The sequence below is a fragment of the Bacillus sp. Root131 genome (assembly GCF_001429475.1).
Classification (GTDB): Bacteria; Bacillota; Bacilli; order Bacillales; family Bacillaceae_G; genus Bacillus_A; species Bacillus_A thuringiensis_S.
Genome location: NZ_LMJQ01000001.1, coordinates 401540 through 418637, shown reverse-complemented (window position 1 = coordinate 418637; position 17098 = coordinate 401540). Strand labels below are relative to the sequence as shown.

Genomic DNA, 17098 nt, shown 5'->3' with positions numbered 1-17098 from the left:
ATTTAACTAACTAATCGTGTAATTCGTTTCTTTTGCCATGAAAGCTTATAATATGCATACTGTAGTATTAAGCTGACAATAAATGCTGCTGGATACCCGATCCAGATCCCTTCTATTCCAAGACTTGTATGGTAAGAAAGATAATATGCTACGGGTACTTCCACAAGCCAAATTGAAACAACTCCAATAACAGTTGGCCAAAGTACTGTACCACTCGCTCGCATTGTCGCACTAATAATTTGTGCATGACCGAAAATTAAATAACTCCATAACGTAATCATAACTAAGCTATGAGCAATTTCAATTGTAGTTTGACTCGTTAAAAATAGTGATAAAATGTCTCTTGAGAATAAGTAAATAAGAGCTATTAACACACCACCGATGACGTAGTTCATAATAATTCCGACCTTCACAACTTTCTGCAATCGATCAAATTGATTCGCCCCAATTGATTGTGCTGCAAAAATAGAAACTGTAATACCAAGGCTAACTGCTGGCATTTGTACATAACTTGCAACTTGATTCACAACTCCGTAAGCAGCTGTTGCATCCGAACCGTAACGATTTACAAACGCGATTACAGCAATTTCAGATAATGAAACTAATATCATATTAATACTCGCTGGAATACCGAGCCTTAGCAATAGCTTTAATAACTCCCCATCCATTCGAAGGTATTTTCTAACCGTGCTATCTAGTTGTAATGGGTGATTTTTCTTCTTTAAATACAAAAGCATGACAATAAACGTAATAACTGTAGATATAACAGAGGCATAGGCTGCTCCATACACATCTAATTTCGGAGCTCCTAACCATCCAAAAATAAGAATTGGTAATAAGATCATATTTAGCGCTGTACTTACAATTAAAAAGTAAAATGGCGTTTTAGAATCTCCTGTACCTCTCATAAATGTTGTGTATGCGAAATATAAAAATAATACTGGCATCGATATAAATAAAATTCGTGCATAATGTACACTTATTTCAATAATATTTTCTGGCGTTCCCATTAGACGCATAATATCCATCGCAAAAATACTGCCTATTATCGCCAACACAACTCCAATAATAAAGGTAAATGTCAGCGTCGTACCAACGATAGCTTTTAAACGATCTTCGTTTTTAGCACCAAACGCCTGACCAATTAAAATAGAGCTTCCTGAACCGATACCAATTACAAATGAAACGAGCAAGAAAAATAATGGGAAGAATGCTGATATAGCCGCTAAATCATTAACTCCAAGCCATCTTCCTACTACTACCATACCAAATAATTGTCCAACTGATTGTAGTACATTACTTAATAATAATGGTACTAAAAACATCGACATCGATTTCCAAATCGGTTTACTCTCACTTTCCAACTTATGTGACTCCGCACCTTCTTTATTGTTATCTGCAGGTGGTTTCAAATTTCATTTCTCCTTTTATTAAAAATCAATTTTCAATATCTATCTCTTTGTATAGTTGTTATAATACTGTGCTTCTATTCACTTTCTTTTCGTATGATTATAACTTCACCCAATATTGACTTCCATCGGCTGTTCGATCTAAAAATCCATACTCGATTAAATATCTTCTTAAAGTTACGAAATCAGGGTATACATTTTCTATCACTGTATTTACTTCTTTTTCAGTATACTTTTTATTACTATCAAACTTCTTTACTAAATGACGTAATATAATTAATTTACGCTTTTGTTTTTTCGGAAATTTAGAAAGAGGTCCATCTAATCCTTCTGTAAAATGAGCTTTTAATACTTCATCATTTTCTTCTTCCGTAATATTGTATCGATCATCCACCATCGTTGCTGTTCTATGAATTGGTACAAATTTCGTTTGTACTTTTGATTTTTCTTCTGATAATTCCATTAGAGCTAAAAATACTTTTGCTTGCTTCATTTTCTCTCGCAGTGTAAATCGATGATTACGAATTGTTGATGTACTTCCGCCATCCAACTCTTTTACAATTTCTTTATCATTCAGTCCCATATGGAAAAACTGAACCATTTTCTTTTGTAAATCCGTTAAACCAGTAAATTTCTTATCCATATTTAACAAATAATCAAACATAGACGTATGCTCATTTTGAATATGCAATCGGACGAACTTCTCTGCTTCATACAAAACTTGATTATCTTGATAAATAACACCTTTAATAAATGTTTCACCACAAGCTAAGCAAATGTACTCCTCTTTTTCTCCATCAAACACATACCCTTTCTTTAATTCCTCTATTGACGCATCCCAAAACTTCTCTGAAATACCACTCATACTAAACACTCCTTCAAAATGTTTATTCAAAAACCAAACAAATCACTATAACGTTTATTACCACTTCACCATCTTATCATAACACAAACAAACATTTCAACATTTCGTTTACCCATTTTATAAACTTTTATAAAAACATCTACCGAAAGGGTTTAATACAACGAAAAGCGAATGTGTTTATAGAAATTCATTTTATATGATGTGGATTAGAACATGGATATTCTTCAAGACTCTTGGTTTACCGTTAAGCAAATTGCACAGAATACATATGCGATTAGTGAATATGGAACCGGTATTCATCCATTACAAAACTTCAGTATTCAATTTCAACTACAAAAAAGATGTTTCCGTATAAGAAAACACCTTTTACTTTTTATCCCACATTTAAGGGCAGTAAGACTCCCACATCAAAATTCAGCGGAAGCAAAGAAGTTAAATGAGGGCGGGCTGCCCTTAAAAGCCCGATTGGTGAGGGCTAATAATCAGTTGATTAAAGTTTCAATTTATATATTCTATTTACAGTCTCTACTAAAACCTTACTTGCTTGTACAAATGTATGCTTTCGATTTCTATCTTCAACAAATTTATTAGCACAACTACTCATAATCATCATACAACTAATTATGACTAACACTATCTTTCTATTCTTGTAAGTCACTTCATGTCACTCCACTATTACAAAACTTCTTTTGAATTTATCCTATCAAGAAATTTTACATGAATAATAAAACGTGTGAATATGCAATTCTGCATATTCACACGTTTTATCACAATGTTATGATTTAATTTAGTTAAAGAACAAGTATACCGAGGTGACTAACTTGAAATTTAAAGCGAAAAAAAATCCATTCCACGTCATTTTCATTACATTATTTCTAATTATTTTTTTCGTTTCGTTATTCTTCCAAAATGAAAATTCTATTTTTTTCACTCTCATGATGCTATTAAATATCGTGAATCTTTCTTCATTCTATTTCTCTCACTACAACGTAACGGAATCATCTCTTGTTGTAAAACACGGTTTCATACTTCGTACTGAAATCCCATTTAAAGACATTCGCCATATTAAGTACTCTGGCAAAAAACTTCGTTCAAAAAAATGGACTAGGCAACAATTAGAAATTAATTATAATTTATTTGACTCAGTGACCACTTTCGTACCACAAGAAGAAGAAAAATTCATTTCACTCTTAAAAGAGAACTGCCCACAGATGAAAGTAATGAATACGCCTGCTAACAAATAATATATTTTGAAGCTTGCAGTATTGCAAGTAGATGAAACATAAAAATGAACATCAAAAAAGCCAAGATTCTATACTAAGAACCTTGGCTTTTTCTATTACTCTTTTGGAGCAATCATTTTCTTTGGATCTACAATTTCATCAAATTGCCCTTCTGTTAGTAGCCCAGATTGCAATGCTGCTTCTTTTAAAGTTAATCCCTCTTTATGAGCATACTTCGCAATTTTCGCTGCATTTTCATATCCGATATGTGGGTTTAGCGCTGTTACAAGCATTAGTGAACGATTCACATTTTCATTAATTACTTCTTCATCTGCTTCAATACCAACTGCACAATTGTCATTAAACGAAACAATTGCATCCGCTAATAAGTGAGCTGATTGTAAGAAGTTATAAGCAATAACAGGTTTAAATACGTTTAACTCAAAGTTACCTTGGCTCGCAGCAAATCCGATTGTTGCATCATTCCCCATCACTTGCGCTACAACCATCGTTAATGCTTCACTTTGCGTTGGATTTACTTTACCTGGCATAATAGAGCTTCCTGGTTCATTGGCTGGAATAATAATTTCTCCAAGACCACTACGTGGACCACTTGCAAGCCAACGTACATCGTTAGCGATCTTCATTAGATCTGCAGCTAATGCTTTTAATGCACCGTGAGTATATACAACTTCATCATGGCTCGTTAATGCATGGAACTTATTTGGTGCAGAAACAAATTGTTTACCTGTAAATTGACTAATTTCCTCTGATACCATCTCACCAAATTTAGGATGAGCATTAATACCTGTTCCAACCGCAGTTCCACCAATTGCTAACTCTTTCATATATGTATTGCTCTCTGCAATCATACGCTCTGTTTTTTCAAGCATACGGTGCCATCCGCTAATTTCTTGCCCTAAAGTTAACGGTGTTGCATCTTGTAAATGTGTACGACCAATTTTTATAATATGTTCAAATGCAGTTACTTTTTCTGCTAAAGTTCCTTTTAATTTCCTGATTGCTGGTAATACGTGATTTTCTACTGCGATTACACAAGCTACATGGAGCGCCGTTGGAAATGTATCATTTGAACTTTGTGACATGTTCACATCATCATTTGGATGAATATGTACGTCAGATCCATTCTCTTTCAAAATTTGATTCCCACGATTTGCAATTACTTCATTCACATTCATGTTTGACTGTGTACCACTACCTGTTTGCCATACGACAAGCGGAAAATGTTCATTCCATTTCCCTGCAATCACTTCATCAGCAGCTTCTACAATTGCTTCTGCTTTTTCTTCTGATAACTTTCCTAATTTTTGATTGCTAAGCGCTGCACTCTTCTTTAAAATTGCAAATGCTTTTACAATTTCAAGCGGCATTTGCTCTGTTCCAATTGGAAAGTTTTCTTTACTACGTTGTGTTTGTGCTGCCCATAATTTATCAGCTGGAACTTTTATTTCTCCTAATGTATCTCTTTCAATTCTGTACTCCATGTTTTCATCCCCTTGAAAATATAATACCTACATCTCTTATAATAACAGACTTTTTCTTAAATGATAAGAATTCTCACTCTTATATATAGATATTTTATATTTATTTTAAAAAATTCCTCTTGACCTAAACTTAAGTTTAGGCTGTATCCTTTCCATTGTAACCTACTATAACACTACTGGAGGAATTCAATATGAAAAAATATGCTTTTATAACAGGTGCGAATAAAGGAATTGGATATGAACTTGTTCGTCAATTAGCAGAAAAAAATTATCACGTATTTTTAGGTGCTCGTAATGAACAACTTGGACAACAAGCCGTAGACTCTTTAAATGTTTCAAACGTTTCCTATATTCAAGTAGATATTTCAAATTCACAATCCATTCAAGAAGCAACAAAGAAAATTCACGAAACGACTGACCATTTACATTTATTAATTAATAACGCAGGCATTGCATTAGACTTCAATACGCTACCTAGTGAATTAAATATTGAAACTTTACGCCAAGGATTTGAAGTTAACTTTTTTGGAACTTTCCAAATGATACAAGCCTTTTTACCATTATTAAAGAATTCAAGCAACAGTAAAATACTAAATGTAACAACTGACATGGCCTCACTAACAATGTTTGCTAATGGTGAAACACATCCAATCAATACACTAGGATATAATTCTTCCAAAACTGCTATTAATGCTTTAACATTAGCTTTTAGTAAAGAATTTGCTACTAACGGTCCAGAAGTATTTGGGATAACTCCTGGTTTTACAACTACTGATCTTAATGGAAATTCCCCTGGTGGCCATACAACTATTGAAAGTGCTAAAATTATTATTAAATATGCATTAAGTGAAACAAACTATAATGGTAAAATACTAAATAAAAATGGCATTATACCTTGGTAACAAAAGGATGAATGATATGTATTATACAATTGGGCAAGTCGCCAAAATGCAACACTTAACTATTTCTCAAATACGTTATTATGATAAACAAGGACTGTTCCCTTTTCTGCAAAGAAATGAAAAAGGAGATCGAGCTTTTGATGAAGAAGCACTCAAATACTTAGAAATGATTTTGTGTTTAAAAAACACTGGTATGCCTATTCAAAAAATAAAACAATTTATCGACTGGTCTATGGAAGGAGAATCTACCATCTTTCAACGGTTGGAATTAATGAAACAACAAGAGACCAATGTCTTACAGCTCATCCAAGACACTGAAAAAAACTTAAAAAAGATACAACAAAAAATTGCTAAATATGAGAATGAAGTAACTTCAGCAGATGCTATTACAAAATAAAAAATCACCTTCTACATATTGTAGAAGGTGATTTTTATTTTATGATGCTTGCTTTCCTTTATCTGCATCATCTACATACCAGATGAATTTGCCTGTATATCCGTAAATAACTGCTAAAATTAACGATACGAAGCTTAACCACATAAACGGAACGTATGAGAACGTTGCTACACCTAAAATACCCGCCATAAAAATACCATTATCAGACCATGGAACCATACCTGAAGTTAACGTTCCACCTACTTCTGAGTTACGCGCTAATACACGACGGTCTATTTTTAATTTATCATAGCTATCTTCCATAATTTTTGGTGTTAAAATTAGTGATACATACATCGCACAACCAAATATATTAGCTAAGAATGCCACGATTAATGTAGACAATGTTACATTACCTGCAGAATTTAATTTCTTCTCAAATTTTGATACGATTACTTTTAAAACACCTAGTTTTTCAAGTAATCCACCAAATCCTAAACCGAAAATAATAACAGCTACTGAGCCAAGCATGCCGTTAATTCCACCACGGTTTAATAACTTGTCAACAAACTCAACACCAGATTGAATTGAGAATCCGTTATAAGCTGTTCCAATCGCCTCTCCAAAGTTCATCCCTTGGAAAAGAGTTGCCCAAATTGCACCAATTAAAGCTCCCATTGCAATTGTTGGCATAGACGGTTTCTTCATCGCTAATAGAACGATAACAATGACCGCTGGAATAAGCATCCATATTTTAATATCAAATTGCTTTAATAAAGCTTCTTTTAAAAATTCTACTCGATTCAAATCTACATTATCGCCGCCATACATCCAACCAGCTACAGTAAACATAATACTAGTAATAATATAAGCTGGAACATCTAATACGAGCATAGCTCGAACGTGAGCAATAACATCTACTTTCGCCATAGAAGCTGCAAGAACTGTGCTATCAGAAAGTGGTGATAATTTGTCGCCGAAATAAGCTCCTGAAAGAACTGCACCAGCAACAAGCGGAAGTGGTAAACCAAGTCCTTCACCAATCGCCATCATAGCAATACCTGCTGTTCCCACTGTTCCCCAAGACGTTCCTGTTGCGATAGAAGTTATAGAACAAATAATTAATGTTGCTAATAGGAATATGCTAGGATGAATAAATTCTAATCCATAATAGATTAATGTTGGTACTACCCCACCAGCAATCCACGTTCCAATTAAAGCACCTACTGCAACTAAAATCAGTATTGCTTCTAATCCGTTAGAAATCCCTTTCGTAATTGCATCTTGCAATTCTTGATAACGAAATCCTAATCTTAATCCAAGCGCAATTACTAAAAACCATGAAATAAATAGCGCTAATTGAATTGGGAGATCAAAAATCGTTTGGAAGGAAAAGACAACAGCAAGAAATAGTAATAAAAGAACTATGATTTCTAGCATCGATGGTAATCTTACACTTTTCATTTTTTTCTCTCCTTACAAGTCGATAACATGACGTATGTCGTCTTACATGTATGTAATATACAATTAGCGAAGACAAAACAAAATTTTCATATTATTTCGATTTATTTTTCCAGTATAATATATTCACAACCCTTTCTATTGTAAAAGTAGATTACGTTTTTCGCAATGAAAAATATAAAAAATGTTGTATTTTTATTTATCCCGATATTTTCGGCCAATAAGACCTCCGCCTTAAAATTCAGTAAGCGCAAAGCACTTAGATAAGAAATTAACTACTGTAAAATTCCGAATTGATATGAACGTATTAAAGCTTCACTTTATTTACAAAGAACAATCCCATACTAACTTTTTTAATATTTGCTGCAACAAAACTTTTTACAACTATCTTCACTTTTTAATTAACACCATTATTTTCTACACAAAAAATAGGGCACACATCATTAAAATGATGCATGCCCTATCTTTATTTATACATATTTTGTATTTCTTCTTTATTTTTAAGTATTTCCTCAAACTTATCACTACAACCCTTCGGAAATAACACTCCCAGTCCATATGAATGCGCAAATTGAAAATGAGGGTACTTCGCTTTTACCTCATCCCAAAACTGATATACGCCGAAATCACCACTTCTAACTTCAATATCATGAAATAATACAATACCGTTTTTCGCGACTTTCGGTAGCCATGTGTTATAATCGTGAGAAACAGCTTCATACGTATGATAGCCATCAATATGCAAAAGATTTATCGTTTCATCTTGAAACTGGTCTACAGCATCATCAAAAGTAGATCGAATTAAATTTCCTATATTAAGGTAGTTATCGCTCACTACTTTTTCTACTATTTGAAAAACCCCTTCTCCATATGGACCTGTATGCCCATCTCCAGCCCAAGTATCTACTGCAAAGCATTTAGTCGATAACCCTCCATCTTTTACTCCCTGACAAAAACTGAAGAAAGAAGCACCTAGATGTGTACCTAACTCAACTAAAGTTTCTGGTTTTTCAAATCGTACTAAGTCATATGCAAAATCTAAATGTCCACTCCACGCAGATTGTGACCGAATAATAGGACTAAATGTTTCAAATTCAAATGATGGTTTATGAGTAACCCAGTTCATCGCATAACTCCTTCTGCACATATTTTTAACAAACCAAATTACTCTTATCTTTATTTTTTTATCGCCTTGATTATGATTCTATTTCATGAAAATATGAAGAATTTATTCTTTTCTATTGCGGTAAAGCATCATATACATATGGGTCAGTTGGCTTATTAATTTTCTCGATTTTGTTTACTTTTACAAGTGGAAAGACTGTTCCTTTATATGTCGTTTCATCTAATAATCCTGTTATTTTCACCCATGTTTCTTCTGATATTTTTTCAACATTTTTCCCGGTAACAATCATCCCCCAGACTGATGCATCCGCAATACAACAAGTTATGCCATATCGAGCCACTACTGCTTTATTACCCGTCACATCCTTATCATTATATATAAACCCTGAGAATATAATTTCTTTCCCTTTAAACCCTTTTACATCTTGACCAATTATACTCATTGTTTGAACATAATCCTTATCCTCTACTTGTAGTTTATGCTGTCCTAACATACTTTTTACTACTTGCTCTTCCGTTTCATAAGTCGTTGATAAATTTGATGTTTCATCTGGATCATCGAATACCTCTCGCCCATCAAAATCATCCTGTTTCCCCTCTTTTTCGTTCCCTTCCATACTTCTCGCCTGTACACTTTGATTCATACCCCTTTTTCCTGCTAAACTTCCATCAATTGTTACATTTCCAAATAGAAAAGCACTAATAATCGGAACAACAAATAAAACATATACAAAGAAACTTTTCATCCCTGATTTTAATGCTGTATGATGCTTACAACAATTACAATCATCCTCTTTTTCTCTCCCATCTCTCCAAACTTGTAAAGAACCAAGAAGTAAAATCACTACAAAAGCTATATACGTAAATTTAATCATTTTTGGAGCGATAAAATTATAAATATTCCCTGTTACAAGTAGTTTAAATAAGAGCATTGCTAAACCAATTAAAATAATACCACGAATATAGCGATGATATGCCTTCTGCTCCTCTTTCTCCATTCTTTCTCACCTCCTATAACATTATAATTTGCAGGATGGTATACACAGATACAATGACAATTCCCATTAAAAAGAATACAAATTTCTTTTGAAAATATGCAAATAGCATTAACGTATTTTTCATATCAAGCATCGGCCCAAACACAAGAAATGCGAGAAGTGCCTTTACTGAGAAAACATGTCCAAAAGATGCCGCTATAAAAGCATCGGCTGCAGAGCAAATTGATAAAACATAACCAAATCCCATCATAATAAAGGGGGCAATTACTTCGTTATGTGCTACTGCATCCAGTACATTCCGATCAAAAAACGTTTGAAATACACTTGCTAAAAAAGCACCAATCAATAAATACTTACCAGTATCAAAAAACTCATCTACAGTGTGATTCATAACATCTTTCCAACTCTTTTTTTTGCTTGTTTGAACTGAAACCTCTACGTCTTTTAAAACATTTCTTTCGCGATAGCAATAATACACAATTAGACCTATGAATAGAGCAACTAAAATTGTTATCCCAAAGCGTGCATATACAACATAATCATTTTTTTGAAACGCATATACAGTAGATAAAAAAACGACTGGATTCATAATGGGTGCACTCAGTAAAATAACAATGCCTACATGAAGTGGTAACCCCTTTTGAATGAGCCTTCTTACAATTGGTATAATGACACATTCACACATTGGAAAAAGAACTCCCACAAATACTGCTGGAATCATTGCAACAATCGGAGATTTCGGCATTACTTTTTGAATCATATCTTCCGTCACAAACACTTGAATAAATGAAGAAACAATTACCCCTAATAAAATAAAGGGTATTGCTTCAAAAATGATACTTAAAAATACTGTATTCACATTCAACCATTCCTGTGGTATATTTTTGTGCAAATTTGCTAGACTTGTAAAATCTACAAAAAATAATAAAAAGAGAAACATAGCGATAAGAGCTATGCCTACTAATTCTTTTGAAACTCTATTAAAGACCAAGCTTCTCGCCTCCATTTTATTTATATGTAAACATGTGCTTGTCCAAATGCTTCATACTACAGCACAAATTTTATAGTCTATTTCTATTCTCAAATCGTAATCATTATGATTTATTATTGATTTTTCTTTTTCCATCGTTTAATATAAAACGTAATCATTACGATTTAAGGGGAGATCATTTCATGAAAAAAGTACCTATCACTGTATTAAGTGGGTTTTTAGGATCTGGAAAAACTACCTTACTACATCACATTTTGACTAATAAGAACAACTTAAAAGTAGCTGTTATCGTTAATGATATGAGCGAAGTAAACATTGATGCATCTCTTATAAAAAAGGGTGGTTTTTCACGTACGGAAGAGAAATTAGTAGAAATTCAAAATGGTTGCATCTGCTGTACACTACGAGAAGATTTAATGATAGAAGTGGATCGTCTTGTTGAAAATGGTGATATTGACTATATTATTATTGAATCTTCTGGTATAAGTGAGCCTATTCCAGTTGCTCAAACGTTTACTTATACAGACGAAGTTCTTAACATTGATTTAACGAGAAATTGTCGCCTCGATACGATGGTTACAGTTGTAGATGCAAATAGGTTTTGGGATGATTTTGCAGATGGAGAAAGTTTATTAGACCGAAAACAAGCAATCGATGAGAATGATACCCGGGAAGTTATTGATTTATTAATAGATCAAATTGAGTTTGCAAACGTAATTATTCTTAATAAAATAGATTTGCTAGAAAAAGAAGATGTGATAGAGCTTCATCATTTACTAAAAAAATTAAATCCTAATGCAAAAGTTCTTAAATCTTCGTTTAGCAAAGTACCATTACAAGAAATTTTAAACACAAATCTATTTAATTATGAAGAAGCCAGTCAATCGGCCGGCTGGATACAAGAATTAAATAGTGAACATCATACACCGGAAACGGAAGAATACGGTATCAATTCCTTTGTTTACCGTCGCAAATATCCTTTCCATCCCGAGCGCCTTATGAATTGGCTAGAAAAATGGCCTTTAGATGTTGTAAGAGCGAAAGGATTCTTCTGGCTCGCATCTCGTAATAATATGATAGGGCTTCTATCTCAAGCAGGTTCCTCTATTACAATTCAAGGAGCCGGTGAATGGATAGCCGCATTACCTGAAACTGAAAGAAATCAAATGATTGCAGAAGAACCAGAAGTATTAAAAAACTGGGACGAGCGATATGGAGATCGAATAACTGAGCTCGTATTTATCGGTATTGATATGAATCGTTCTGTGATTGAACAATCATTAGATGATTGTCTATTAACAGAAAAGGAAATGGAACAAAAGTGGAATACATTTATTGATCCTATTCCGGCTTTTACTTATACTTCATAATAATTAATAAAAGGCTTCAGTAGAATGAAGCCTTTTTATTTTATAGCACTCTTATTTAATAGGTTTGCTTTAATTATAAATACAACTGTACCTAAAACAATTAATATAGTATATATGTTACCAACTACATCACCTATTTTTTCTAAGCCAAGCGGTAATATTATAGTAGCAACTCCGACTATATAAGAAAATGCTCCTGAAAGCTTCACTAATTTATTTTTATCTCCAACAAACGTTTCTTCTTGATATCCTGCTAACAAAAACAACCTCTAAAGAACAGCACCCTATTATTCAAGCGCTACAAAAACAAGATGAAAAACAAATGGAACAAATGATGTCTCAAAACTGGCTCCGTCCCATGAAAGAAATATAAAAAATGATTTCTATGAAATAATAAAGCTGGCTACACAAAAGTGTAACCAGCTCCTTATTTACTAATCTATGTGCTATGCCTGAATATTTGCGTAATCCTCAATATCTTCATACTCTTTTTCTAATTCCTCTAAAGACAGCTCGTATAATTGTCGGTCACGAATTTTAAACACACCTGCTCCAATTAACTCATCAATTAAATGCCTCTTACGATTTTCAACAGCAAAACGGAGTTGACTACTCATCTTTAAAAAAACTCCTTTCCACGATCATTGAAAATGATAATCTTTATCAATTACCACTTTTGATTATAAAAGATGACTCTTTATAAGTAAAGTAATTTCATGAAATATTTACCTGACAAAGTATTTGTGGCCACATTATATATATGTATGCCGTGCGAAAAATGTTATGACACATTTTCTTATCCTTTTTCTTTCATACTTTGCAGGTTGTCTCACTATGATTAAATTCACCATCTATTTCTACTTGAATGGTGACATGTTCTACATGAAACTTCTCCTTTAATACATCCGTAGCCTCTTTTAATACATTTTGCGTTTCATCACCTTTAATAATCAAATGGCAAGTTAATACTTGAAAATCAGATGTGACAGACCATATGTGCAAATCATGAACTTCTTTTACAACCGTAATATTTAATAATGTACTTTTTACCTCTTCAACATTTATGTGCTGGGGTGCACCTTCCATTAATATATGGACGGTATCACGTGTTACACGCCATCCACTAATAATGACTAAAATAGACACAAGAATACTAGCAATCGCATCAGCAACCGTCCATCCGAAAAATTTAATACATAGCGCTGCAATAATCGCTCCGACTGATCCTAATAGATCGCCTAATACTTGGAGGAAAGCACTTCTTAAATTCAAGTTCCCCTTCACATCTCCGCCTCTCATTAATATCCAAGCTGATAAAATATTAATAAGCAGACCAAGTACAGCAATAATGAGCATCCCATTACTAGCAATCTCAACTGGTTCTTTAAAACGGCGGATTGCTTCAATAAAAATGTATACCGAAATGACAATAAGAACGACACCGTTACATAATGCTGCTAACATTTCGACTCGCTTATATCCATATGTTTTCGCAGTTGTTGCTGTTTTTTCTCCGAGCTTAAACGCAAGTAAACTTAAGGCTAAAGATACCGCATCACTTAACATATGCCCCGCGTCAGATAATAGTGCTAAGCTATTTGTTACAAATCCACCAACAACTTCTGCAATCATAAAACTTGTTGTTAGTAGGAAGGCAATTAGTAACGCCTTTTTATTTTTTGAATGACCATGATCATGCGAATGTCCCATACGAATACTCCTTTAAGTACAATATCTGTATGTTAGTATGAAACAAACTCCCCATCTTTATCCCGAATTGACTGATTGTAAACGCCCGCTTCCTCTGTATACACACTTCGCTTCTTTTTAAACAATCCCTTTTTCTCAAATAAAACAAGACTACTTCTTTTTTATTTTCATATTGTTTACTAATGAAAGAATTTTTAAGGAGGTTACTAAAATGAAACGTTTATTTCTCTGTATGGAACGTGAACTTGTTGTAGTGAAAGAACAATATGATGACTATGAAACGACTTACCACTTACAAAATATGCAACCTACCTGTATCGCTGTTGATCCATTTCAAAAAAATCGTGTATATTGCGGAACATTTGGACGAGGTCTATGGTTAAGTGACGATAGCGGGGATTCATGGAGACCAATTGGAGATTCTTATCGTTACTTTGATTTTCCTAAAGAAGATGGTATTTTGCACTCCTCTATCACTTCCATAACAATAAGCTCAAATGAACAAGTTAACGGATATGGTGTCGTTTATGTTGGCACAGAACCGAGCGCTTTATTCCGCTCTGAAAATGGTGGTGAAACGTGGACTGAACTTAAAAATATGAAATCATTATTATCTTCTTATACGTGGGCATTTCCGCCTAGACCTTTTACCCATCACGTACGCTGGATTACAGTTGATCCAAACAACCCTAATACAATACACGTTTCAATCGAAGCTGGTGCTGTTATTCAAAGTAATGATAAAGGGCATACATGGATCGATAAAAAATTCGGTGCCCCTATCGATGCTCATCAATTACTTATGCACCCTGAAGCACCAAATCGCCTTTATGCATCATGTGGTGACGGATTTATGGGCGGACCTGATCGTGCATATCTTGAAAGTTATAACAATGGAAACAGCTGGATCTCATGCAGTGAAGGACTTGAACATCATTATTTATACAGCATGGCTATCGATCCCGCTGATTGCAATACGATTCTCGTTTCAGCTGCACCGAGTGCTGATCTCGCTCATCACCATATTCCTTATGAATCTTATATTTATCGAAAAACGAAAGATACTCCTTTCCAGCAAGTACAACAAGGACTACCATCCGCAATCGGTACAGTCATTTCGATGTTTGCGACAAACAAGGCAGAACCACATACGTTTTACACGTTAAATAACAACGGCGTGTTTCAATCCAATGATAGCGGCGAATCGTGGGAACAACTAAACATTCCGTGGAAAGATGAGTATAAAACGCAGCATCCACATGCGTTACTCGTAACTAGTTTTTAGCGAAAAGAGAGACTGCCTAATGTTTTTAGGCAGTCTCTCTTCTATTTCTTTAAATCAATTACGATATCATCTAGAACAATATCTTTACTCTTCGCTTCTTTTTTCGGCACTTCAATTTTCTTCTCTTTTCCATTCACATACTCCACTCCACCATGATTTTCAGGTGTATGCACTCGCAAATTCACATGAGGCGTAACGATAAGCTTTGTAGCATTTTTATTCAATTTTTGGAATGTAGTACTCCAACTACTTTTATGTGGTTCTGCTACTGTACCCGTTCCGCCATTTCCTTCACCAGCGTATTGATTTCCTAAATCATCTTTTATTTCTAGCTCAACATCTGCACTATCCCATATGCGCCTTAATGCCTTAGATTCTTCCTGATTATAAAAAACGATAAATGACATAGGTGTTACTTCCATTTTGTCTATATTTACTTTTATACCTTCTTTTTCGGAAATCCCATTAACTTTTATATCCTTACTATCCATCGCCTTTAAAGTAAGAGCAAAATTCCAATTCCCTTTTATTGATTTTTTTTCTTCGTACATATTAATTGATTCCATATTCCATCTAACATTTGCAACGTCCATTCTTTTACTACCAAGATCACTTGTTGTAGTCATACCTACATATTTTTTATCTCCTACTTTCGTAGTTTTAGAACTTCCAGCCGCACCATTAGACATGCTTACTTGCGGGGAACCAAATATGCTCGGATGCTCTCCTAAATCTTTTTCACTTTCGATAGAATACGTTATCGTTACAGTTCTCCCATCAAACACAGCATCATTAATTGTAACCTTAACCCCATTACTCTCTCTCGTCATATTCAATTCAGTCGAAAACTCTTTATAATTTTCATGTAGCCCTGTTCTATCATTATCTAAAAATCGGAATATATCTCCTACTATAGGAAGACCTCCAGCATAGGTTGGAAAACCAATACCAAGTGTTGCAACTGATAGTCCTACTAAAATAGATGCAGCAGCGACACCTTTTTTCCAACTTTTCATCTTTTTCTTCGTACGTATCGATTGTTTTACATTACGCTTCACTTTTTCTTTTTCAATTTCAGAAGCCTCAATTTCCTCTAGTTCTTTTTCATCTATATCAATATTATTCAATAGTTCATAAATGTCTTTCATATTGCACTACCTCCAAAACTAATTTTCGTAGCATTTTGTTGTAGTTTCTTTTTCCCCTGGTACACTCGATTATCTATAGCTGCTCGAGTTAATCTTAATTTTTCTCCAATTTCCTCTGTCTTCATACCGAGGAGATATTTCATAATGAATACCTTTTGATCTAACGGTTCTAATTGATTAATGAGCTTCAATAATTCTTCCCTATCTTCCATAACGATTAATTCGTCTTCTGCTGATTTTTCTGTACTGATATGAAACTCATCTGAAATAATTTCTACTTTTTTAGTCGCTTTTCGGTAATAATCAATTGCTTTAAACTTTGCAATCGCTGCAATCCATTTTTTAAAATCACTCGGCTCTCCATGAAATTTATTTGCGTTATTCCAAATGGAAAGAAATATATCGTTTATACATTCCTCTATGAGTCCATCATTTTGAATTGGAAGTAGAACTTTATGCGTGATCCCCTTTATGAGTGGTAAGTATGTATCGACAACAAATTCTAACGCGTCTTCTTTTTGCCGCTGTAATCTTTTTATAAAATTTTTCTCATTTGATTTCATGTAGCGATTCCCCTTATTGTTTTGTAAAAGCTTTTACACCCTATATAACGTCTGAAGAAATTTTTTCTCTCATCTTTTTTATTTTTTGTATGTAATGGAATACTTCCCCTTAGCCATTGTCTCACATGACTATGCGTTCAAAGAAAATTTTCTCAAGTCTACAATTT

Annotated in this window: 18 protein-coding genes and 1 pseudogene; 7 read left to right on the top strand and 12 right to left on the bottom strand. The window is 33.9% G+C overall.

Annotation, left to right across the window (positions count from 1 at the left end; translation table 11 throughout):
* Nucleotides 1-2 precede the first annotated feature (2 nt).
* Nucleotides 3-1412: an MATE family efflux transporter gene (locus ASE54_RS02180; protein WP_000804121.1), complete on the bottom strand. Its 1410-nt coding sequence runs from the start codon at nucleotides 1410-1412 to the stop codon at nucleotides 3-5.
* 97 nt (nucleotides 1413-1509) lie between these two features.
* The gene (locus ASE54_RS02175; protein ID WP_000014491.1) at nucleotides 1510-2274 is read right to left on the bottom strand and encodes a DUF2087 domain-containing protein; all 765 of its coding nucleotides are present in this window, start codon (nucleotides 2272-2274) and stop codon (nucleotides 1510-1512) included.
* Between the two features lie 213 nt (nucleotides 2275-2487).
* On the opposite strand from ASE54_RS02175, the gene ASE54_RS36175 reads away from it, so the two are divergent.
* The gene (locus tag ASE54_RS36175; RefSeq protein WP_002162860.1) at nucleotides 2488-2865 is read left to right on the top strand and encodes a hypothetical protein; all 378 of its coding nucleotides are present in this window, start codon (nucleotides 2488-2490) and stop codon (nucleotides 2863-2865) included.
* 230 nt (nucleotides 2866-3095) lie between these two features.
* Nucleotides 3096-3518: a PH domain-containing protein gene (locus ASE54_RS02165; RefSeq protein ID WP_000669083.1), complete on the top strand. Its 423-nt coding sequence runs from the start codon at nucleotides 3096-3098 to the stop codon at nucleotides 3516-3518.
* A 95-nt stretch (nucleotides 3519-3613) separates the two neighbouring features.
* Here the strand turns inward: ASE54_RS02165 and fumC are convergent, their stop codons facing one another.
* Nucleotides 3614-5002, bottom strand: coding sequence for a class II fumarate hydratase (gene fumC / locus ASE54_RS02160; protein WP_000456612.1), 1389 nt, complete (start codon nucleotides 5000-5002; stop codon nucleotides 3614-3616).
* Between the two features lie 191 nt (nucleotides 5003-5193).
* On the opposite strand from fumC, the gene ASE54_RS02155 reads away from it, so the two are divergent.
* Nucleotides 5194-5904 (top strand): SDR family NAD(P)-dependent oxidoreductase, encoded by a 711-nt coding sequence (locus ASE54_RS02155; RefSeq protein ID WP_000759560.1) that lies wholly within the window; start codon nucleotides 5194-5196, stop codon nucleotides 5902-5904.
* A 16-nt stretch (nucleotides 5905-5920) separates the two neighbouring features.
* Nucleotides 5921-6301, top strand: coding sequence for a MerR family transcriptional regulator (locus ASE54_RS02150; protein WP_000291857.1), 381 nt, complete (start codon nucleotides 5921-5923; stop codon nucleotides 6299-6301).
* 39 nt (nucleotides 6302-6340) lie between these two features.
* Here ASE54_RS02150 and nhaC read toward each other — a convergent pair whose 3' ends face one another.
* From nhaC to ASE54_RS02130, 4 genes are all read right to left on the bottom strand, one after another.
* Nucleotides 6341-7744 carry a Na+/H+ antiporter NhaC gene (gene nhaC, locus ASE54_RS02145; protein WP_000843986.1) on the bottom strand — a complete coding sequence of 468 codons (1404 nt, stop codon included), beginning with the start codon at nucleotides 7742-7744 and terminating at the stop codon, nucleotides 6341-6343.
* Between the two features lie 463 nt (nucleotides 7745-8207).
* Nucleotides 8208-8867 carry a class I SAM-dependent methyltransferase gene (locus tag ASE54_RS02140; RefSeq protein ID WP_001104666.1) on the bottom strand — a complete coding sequence of 220 codons (660 nt, stop codon included), beginning with the start codon at nucleotides 8865-8867 and terminating at the stop codon, nucleotides 8208-8210.
* Nucleotides 8868-8979: 112 nt separating this feature from the next.
* Entirely contained in the window at nucleotides 8980-9864 is an 885-nt protein-coding gene (locus tag ASE54_RS02135) for a TIGR03943 family protein (protein WP_000409944.1), read from the bottom strand.
* A gap of 13 nt (nucleotides 9865-9877) precedes the next feature.
* Nucleotides 9878-10870: a permease gene (locus ASE54_RS02130; RefSeq protein ID WP_003309320.1), complete on the bottom strand. Its 993-nt coding sequence runs from the start codon at nucleotides 10868-10870 to the stop codon at nucleotides 9878-9880.
* A 167-nt stretch (nucleotides 10871-11037) separates the two neighbouring features.
* Here ASE54_RS02130 and ASE54_RS02125 point away from each other — a divergent pair, with 167 nt between their 5' ends.
* Nucleotides 11038-12225, top strand: coding sequence for a GTP-binding protein (locus ASE54_RS02125; protein ID WP_000757662.1), 1188 nt, complete (start codon nucleotides 11038-11040; stop codon nucleotides 12223-12225).
* Nucleotides 12226-12260: 35 nt separating this feature from the next.
* Here ASE54_RS02125 and ASE54_RS02120 read toward each other — a convergent pair whose 3' ends face one another.
* Nucleotides 12261-12491, bottom strand: coding sequence for a hypothetical protein (locus ASE54_RS02120; protein WP_102981840.1), 231 nt, complete (start codon nucleotides 12489-12491; stop codon nucleotides 12261-12263).
* Between ASE54_RS02120 and ASE54_RS35590 the strand changes: the two are divergent.
* Nucleotides 12491-12598 (top strand): annotated as a pseudogene (locus ASE54_RS35590) (GntR family transcriptional regulator); the annotation flags it as partial. The gene ASE54_RS02120 and the pseudogene ASE54_RS35590 overlap by 1 nt on opposite strands.
* A 73-nt stretch (nucleotides 12599-12671) precedes the next feature.
* Here the strand turns inward: ASE54_RS35590 and fbpA are convergent.
* Together fbpA and ASE54_RS02110 are read right to left on the bottom strand one after the other, a co-directional pair.
* A complete protein-coding gene (gene fbpA / locus ASE54_RS02115) occupies nucleotides 12672-12842 on the bottom strand; it encodes a Fur-regulated basic protein FbpA (RefSeq protein WP_000098300.1) in 171 nt (56 codons plus the stop codon).
* 193 nt (nucleotides 12843-13035) lie between these two features.
* The gene (locus ASE54_RS02110) at nucleotides 13036-13935 is read right to left on the bottom strand and encodes a cation diffusion facilitator family transporter (protein ID WP_000510036.1); all 900 of its coding nucleotides are present in this window, start codon (nucleotides 13933-13935) and stop codon (nucleotides 13036-13038) included.
* Nucleotides 13936-14146: 211 nt separating this feature from the next.
* Here ASE54_RS02110 and ASE54_RS02105 point away from each other — a divergent pair, with 211 nt between their 5' ends.
* Nucleotides 14147-15220, top strand: coding sequence for a hypothetical protein (locus tag ASE54_RS02105; RefSeq protein ID WP_000825316.1), 1074 nt, complete (start codon nucleotides 14147-14149; stop codon nucleotides 15218-15220).
* Between the two features lie 41 nt (nucleotides 15221-15261).
* Here ASE54_RS02105 and ASE54_RS02100 read toward each other — a convergent pair whose 3' ends face one another.
* Together ASE54_RS02100 and ASE54_RS02095 are read right to left on the bottom strand one after the other, a co-directional pair.
* Entirely contained in the window at nucleotides 15262-16368 is a 1107-nt protein-coding gene (locus ASE54_RS02100) for a DUF4179 domain-containing protein (RefSeq protein ID WP_000653176.1), read from the bottom strand.
* On the bottom strand, nucleotides 16365-16931 hold the full coding sequence (locus ASE54_RS02095) for a sigma-70 family RNA polymerase sigma factor (RefSeq protein ID WP_000840003.1): 567 nt from the start codon (nucleotides 16929-16931) through the stop codon (nucleotides 16365-16367). The genes ASE54_RS02100 and ASE54_RS02095 overlap by 4 nt, the downstream gene beginning before the upstream one ends.
* Nucleotides 16932-17098 lie beyond the last annotated feature (167 nt).

Excerpts from the sequence above, each read along its gene's own strand:
- ASE54_RS02140 (WP_001104666.1), bottom strand. The coding sequence starts at position 8,867 with ATGAACTGGGTTACTCATAAACCATCATTTGAATTTGAAACATTTAGT.
- ASE54_RS02175 (WP_000014491.1), bottom strand. The coding sequence starts at position 2,274 with ATGAGTGGTATTTCAGAGAAGTTTTGGGATGCGTCAATAGAGGAATTA.
- ASE54_RS02105 (WP_000825316.1), top strand. The coding sequence starts at position 14,147 with ATGAAACGTTTATTTCTCTGTATGGAACGTGAACTTGTTGTAGTGAAA.
- ASE54_RS02135 (WP_000409944.1), bottom strand. The coding sequence starts at position 9,864 with ATGGAGAAAGAGGAGCAGAAGGCATATCATCGCTATATTCGTGGTATT.
- fumC (WP_000456612.1), bottom strand. The coding sequence starts at position 5,002 with ATGGAGTACAGAATTGAAAGAGATACATTAGGAGAAATAAAAGTTCCA.
- ASE54_RS02130 (WP_003309320.1), bottom strand. The coding sequence starts at position 10,870 with ATGGAGGCGAGAAGCTTGGTCTTTAATAGAGTTTCAAAAGAATTAGTA.
- ASE54_RS02110 (WP_000510036.1), bottom strand. The coding sequence starts at position 13,935 with ATGGGACATTCGCATGATCATGGTCATTCAAAAAATAAAAAGGCGTTA.
- ASE54_RS02125 (WP_000757662.1), top strand. The coding sequence starts at position 11,038 with ATGAAAAAAGTACCTATCACTGTATTAAGTGGGTTTTTAGGATCTGGA.
- ASE54_RS02150 (WP_000291857.1), top strand. The coding sequence starts at position 5,921 with ATGTATTATACAATTGGGCAAGTCGCCAAAATGCAACACTTAACTATT.
- ASE54_RS02095 (WP_000840003.1), bottom strand. The coding sequence starts at position 16,931 with ATGAAATCAAATGAGAAAAATTTTATAAAAAGATTACAGCGGCAAAAA.
- ASE54_RS36175 (WP_002162860.1), top strand. The coding sequence starts at position 2,488 with ATGGATATTCTTCAAGACTCTTGGTTTACCGTTAAGCAAATTGCACAG.
- ASE54_RS02100 (WP_000653176.1), bottom strand. The coding sequence starts at position 16,368 with ATGAAAGACATTTATGAACTATTGAATAATATTGATATAGATGAAAAA.
- ASE54_RS02155 (WP_000759560.1), top strand. The coding sequence starts at position 5,194 with ATGAAAAAATATGCTTTTATAACAGGTGCGAATAAAGGAATTGGATAT.
- nhaC (WP_000843986.1), bottom strand. The coding sequence starts at position 7,744 with ATGAAAAGTGTAAGATTACCATCGATGCTAGAAATCATAGTTCTTTTA.
- fbpA (WP_000098300.1), bottom strand. The coding sequence starts at position 12,842 with ATGAGTAGTCAACTCCGTTTTGCTGTTGAAAATCGTAAGAGGCATTTA.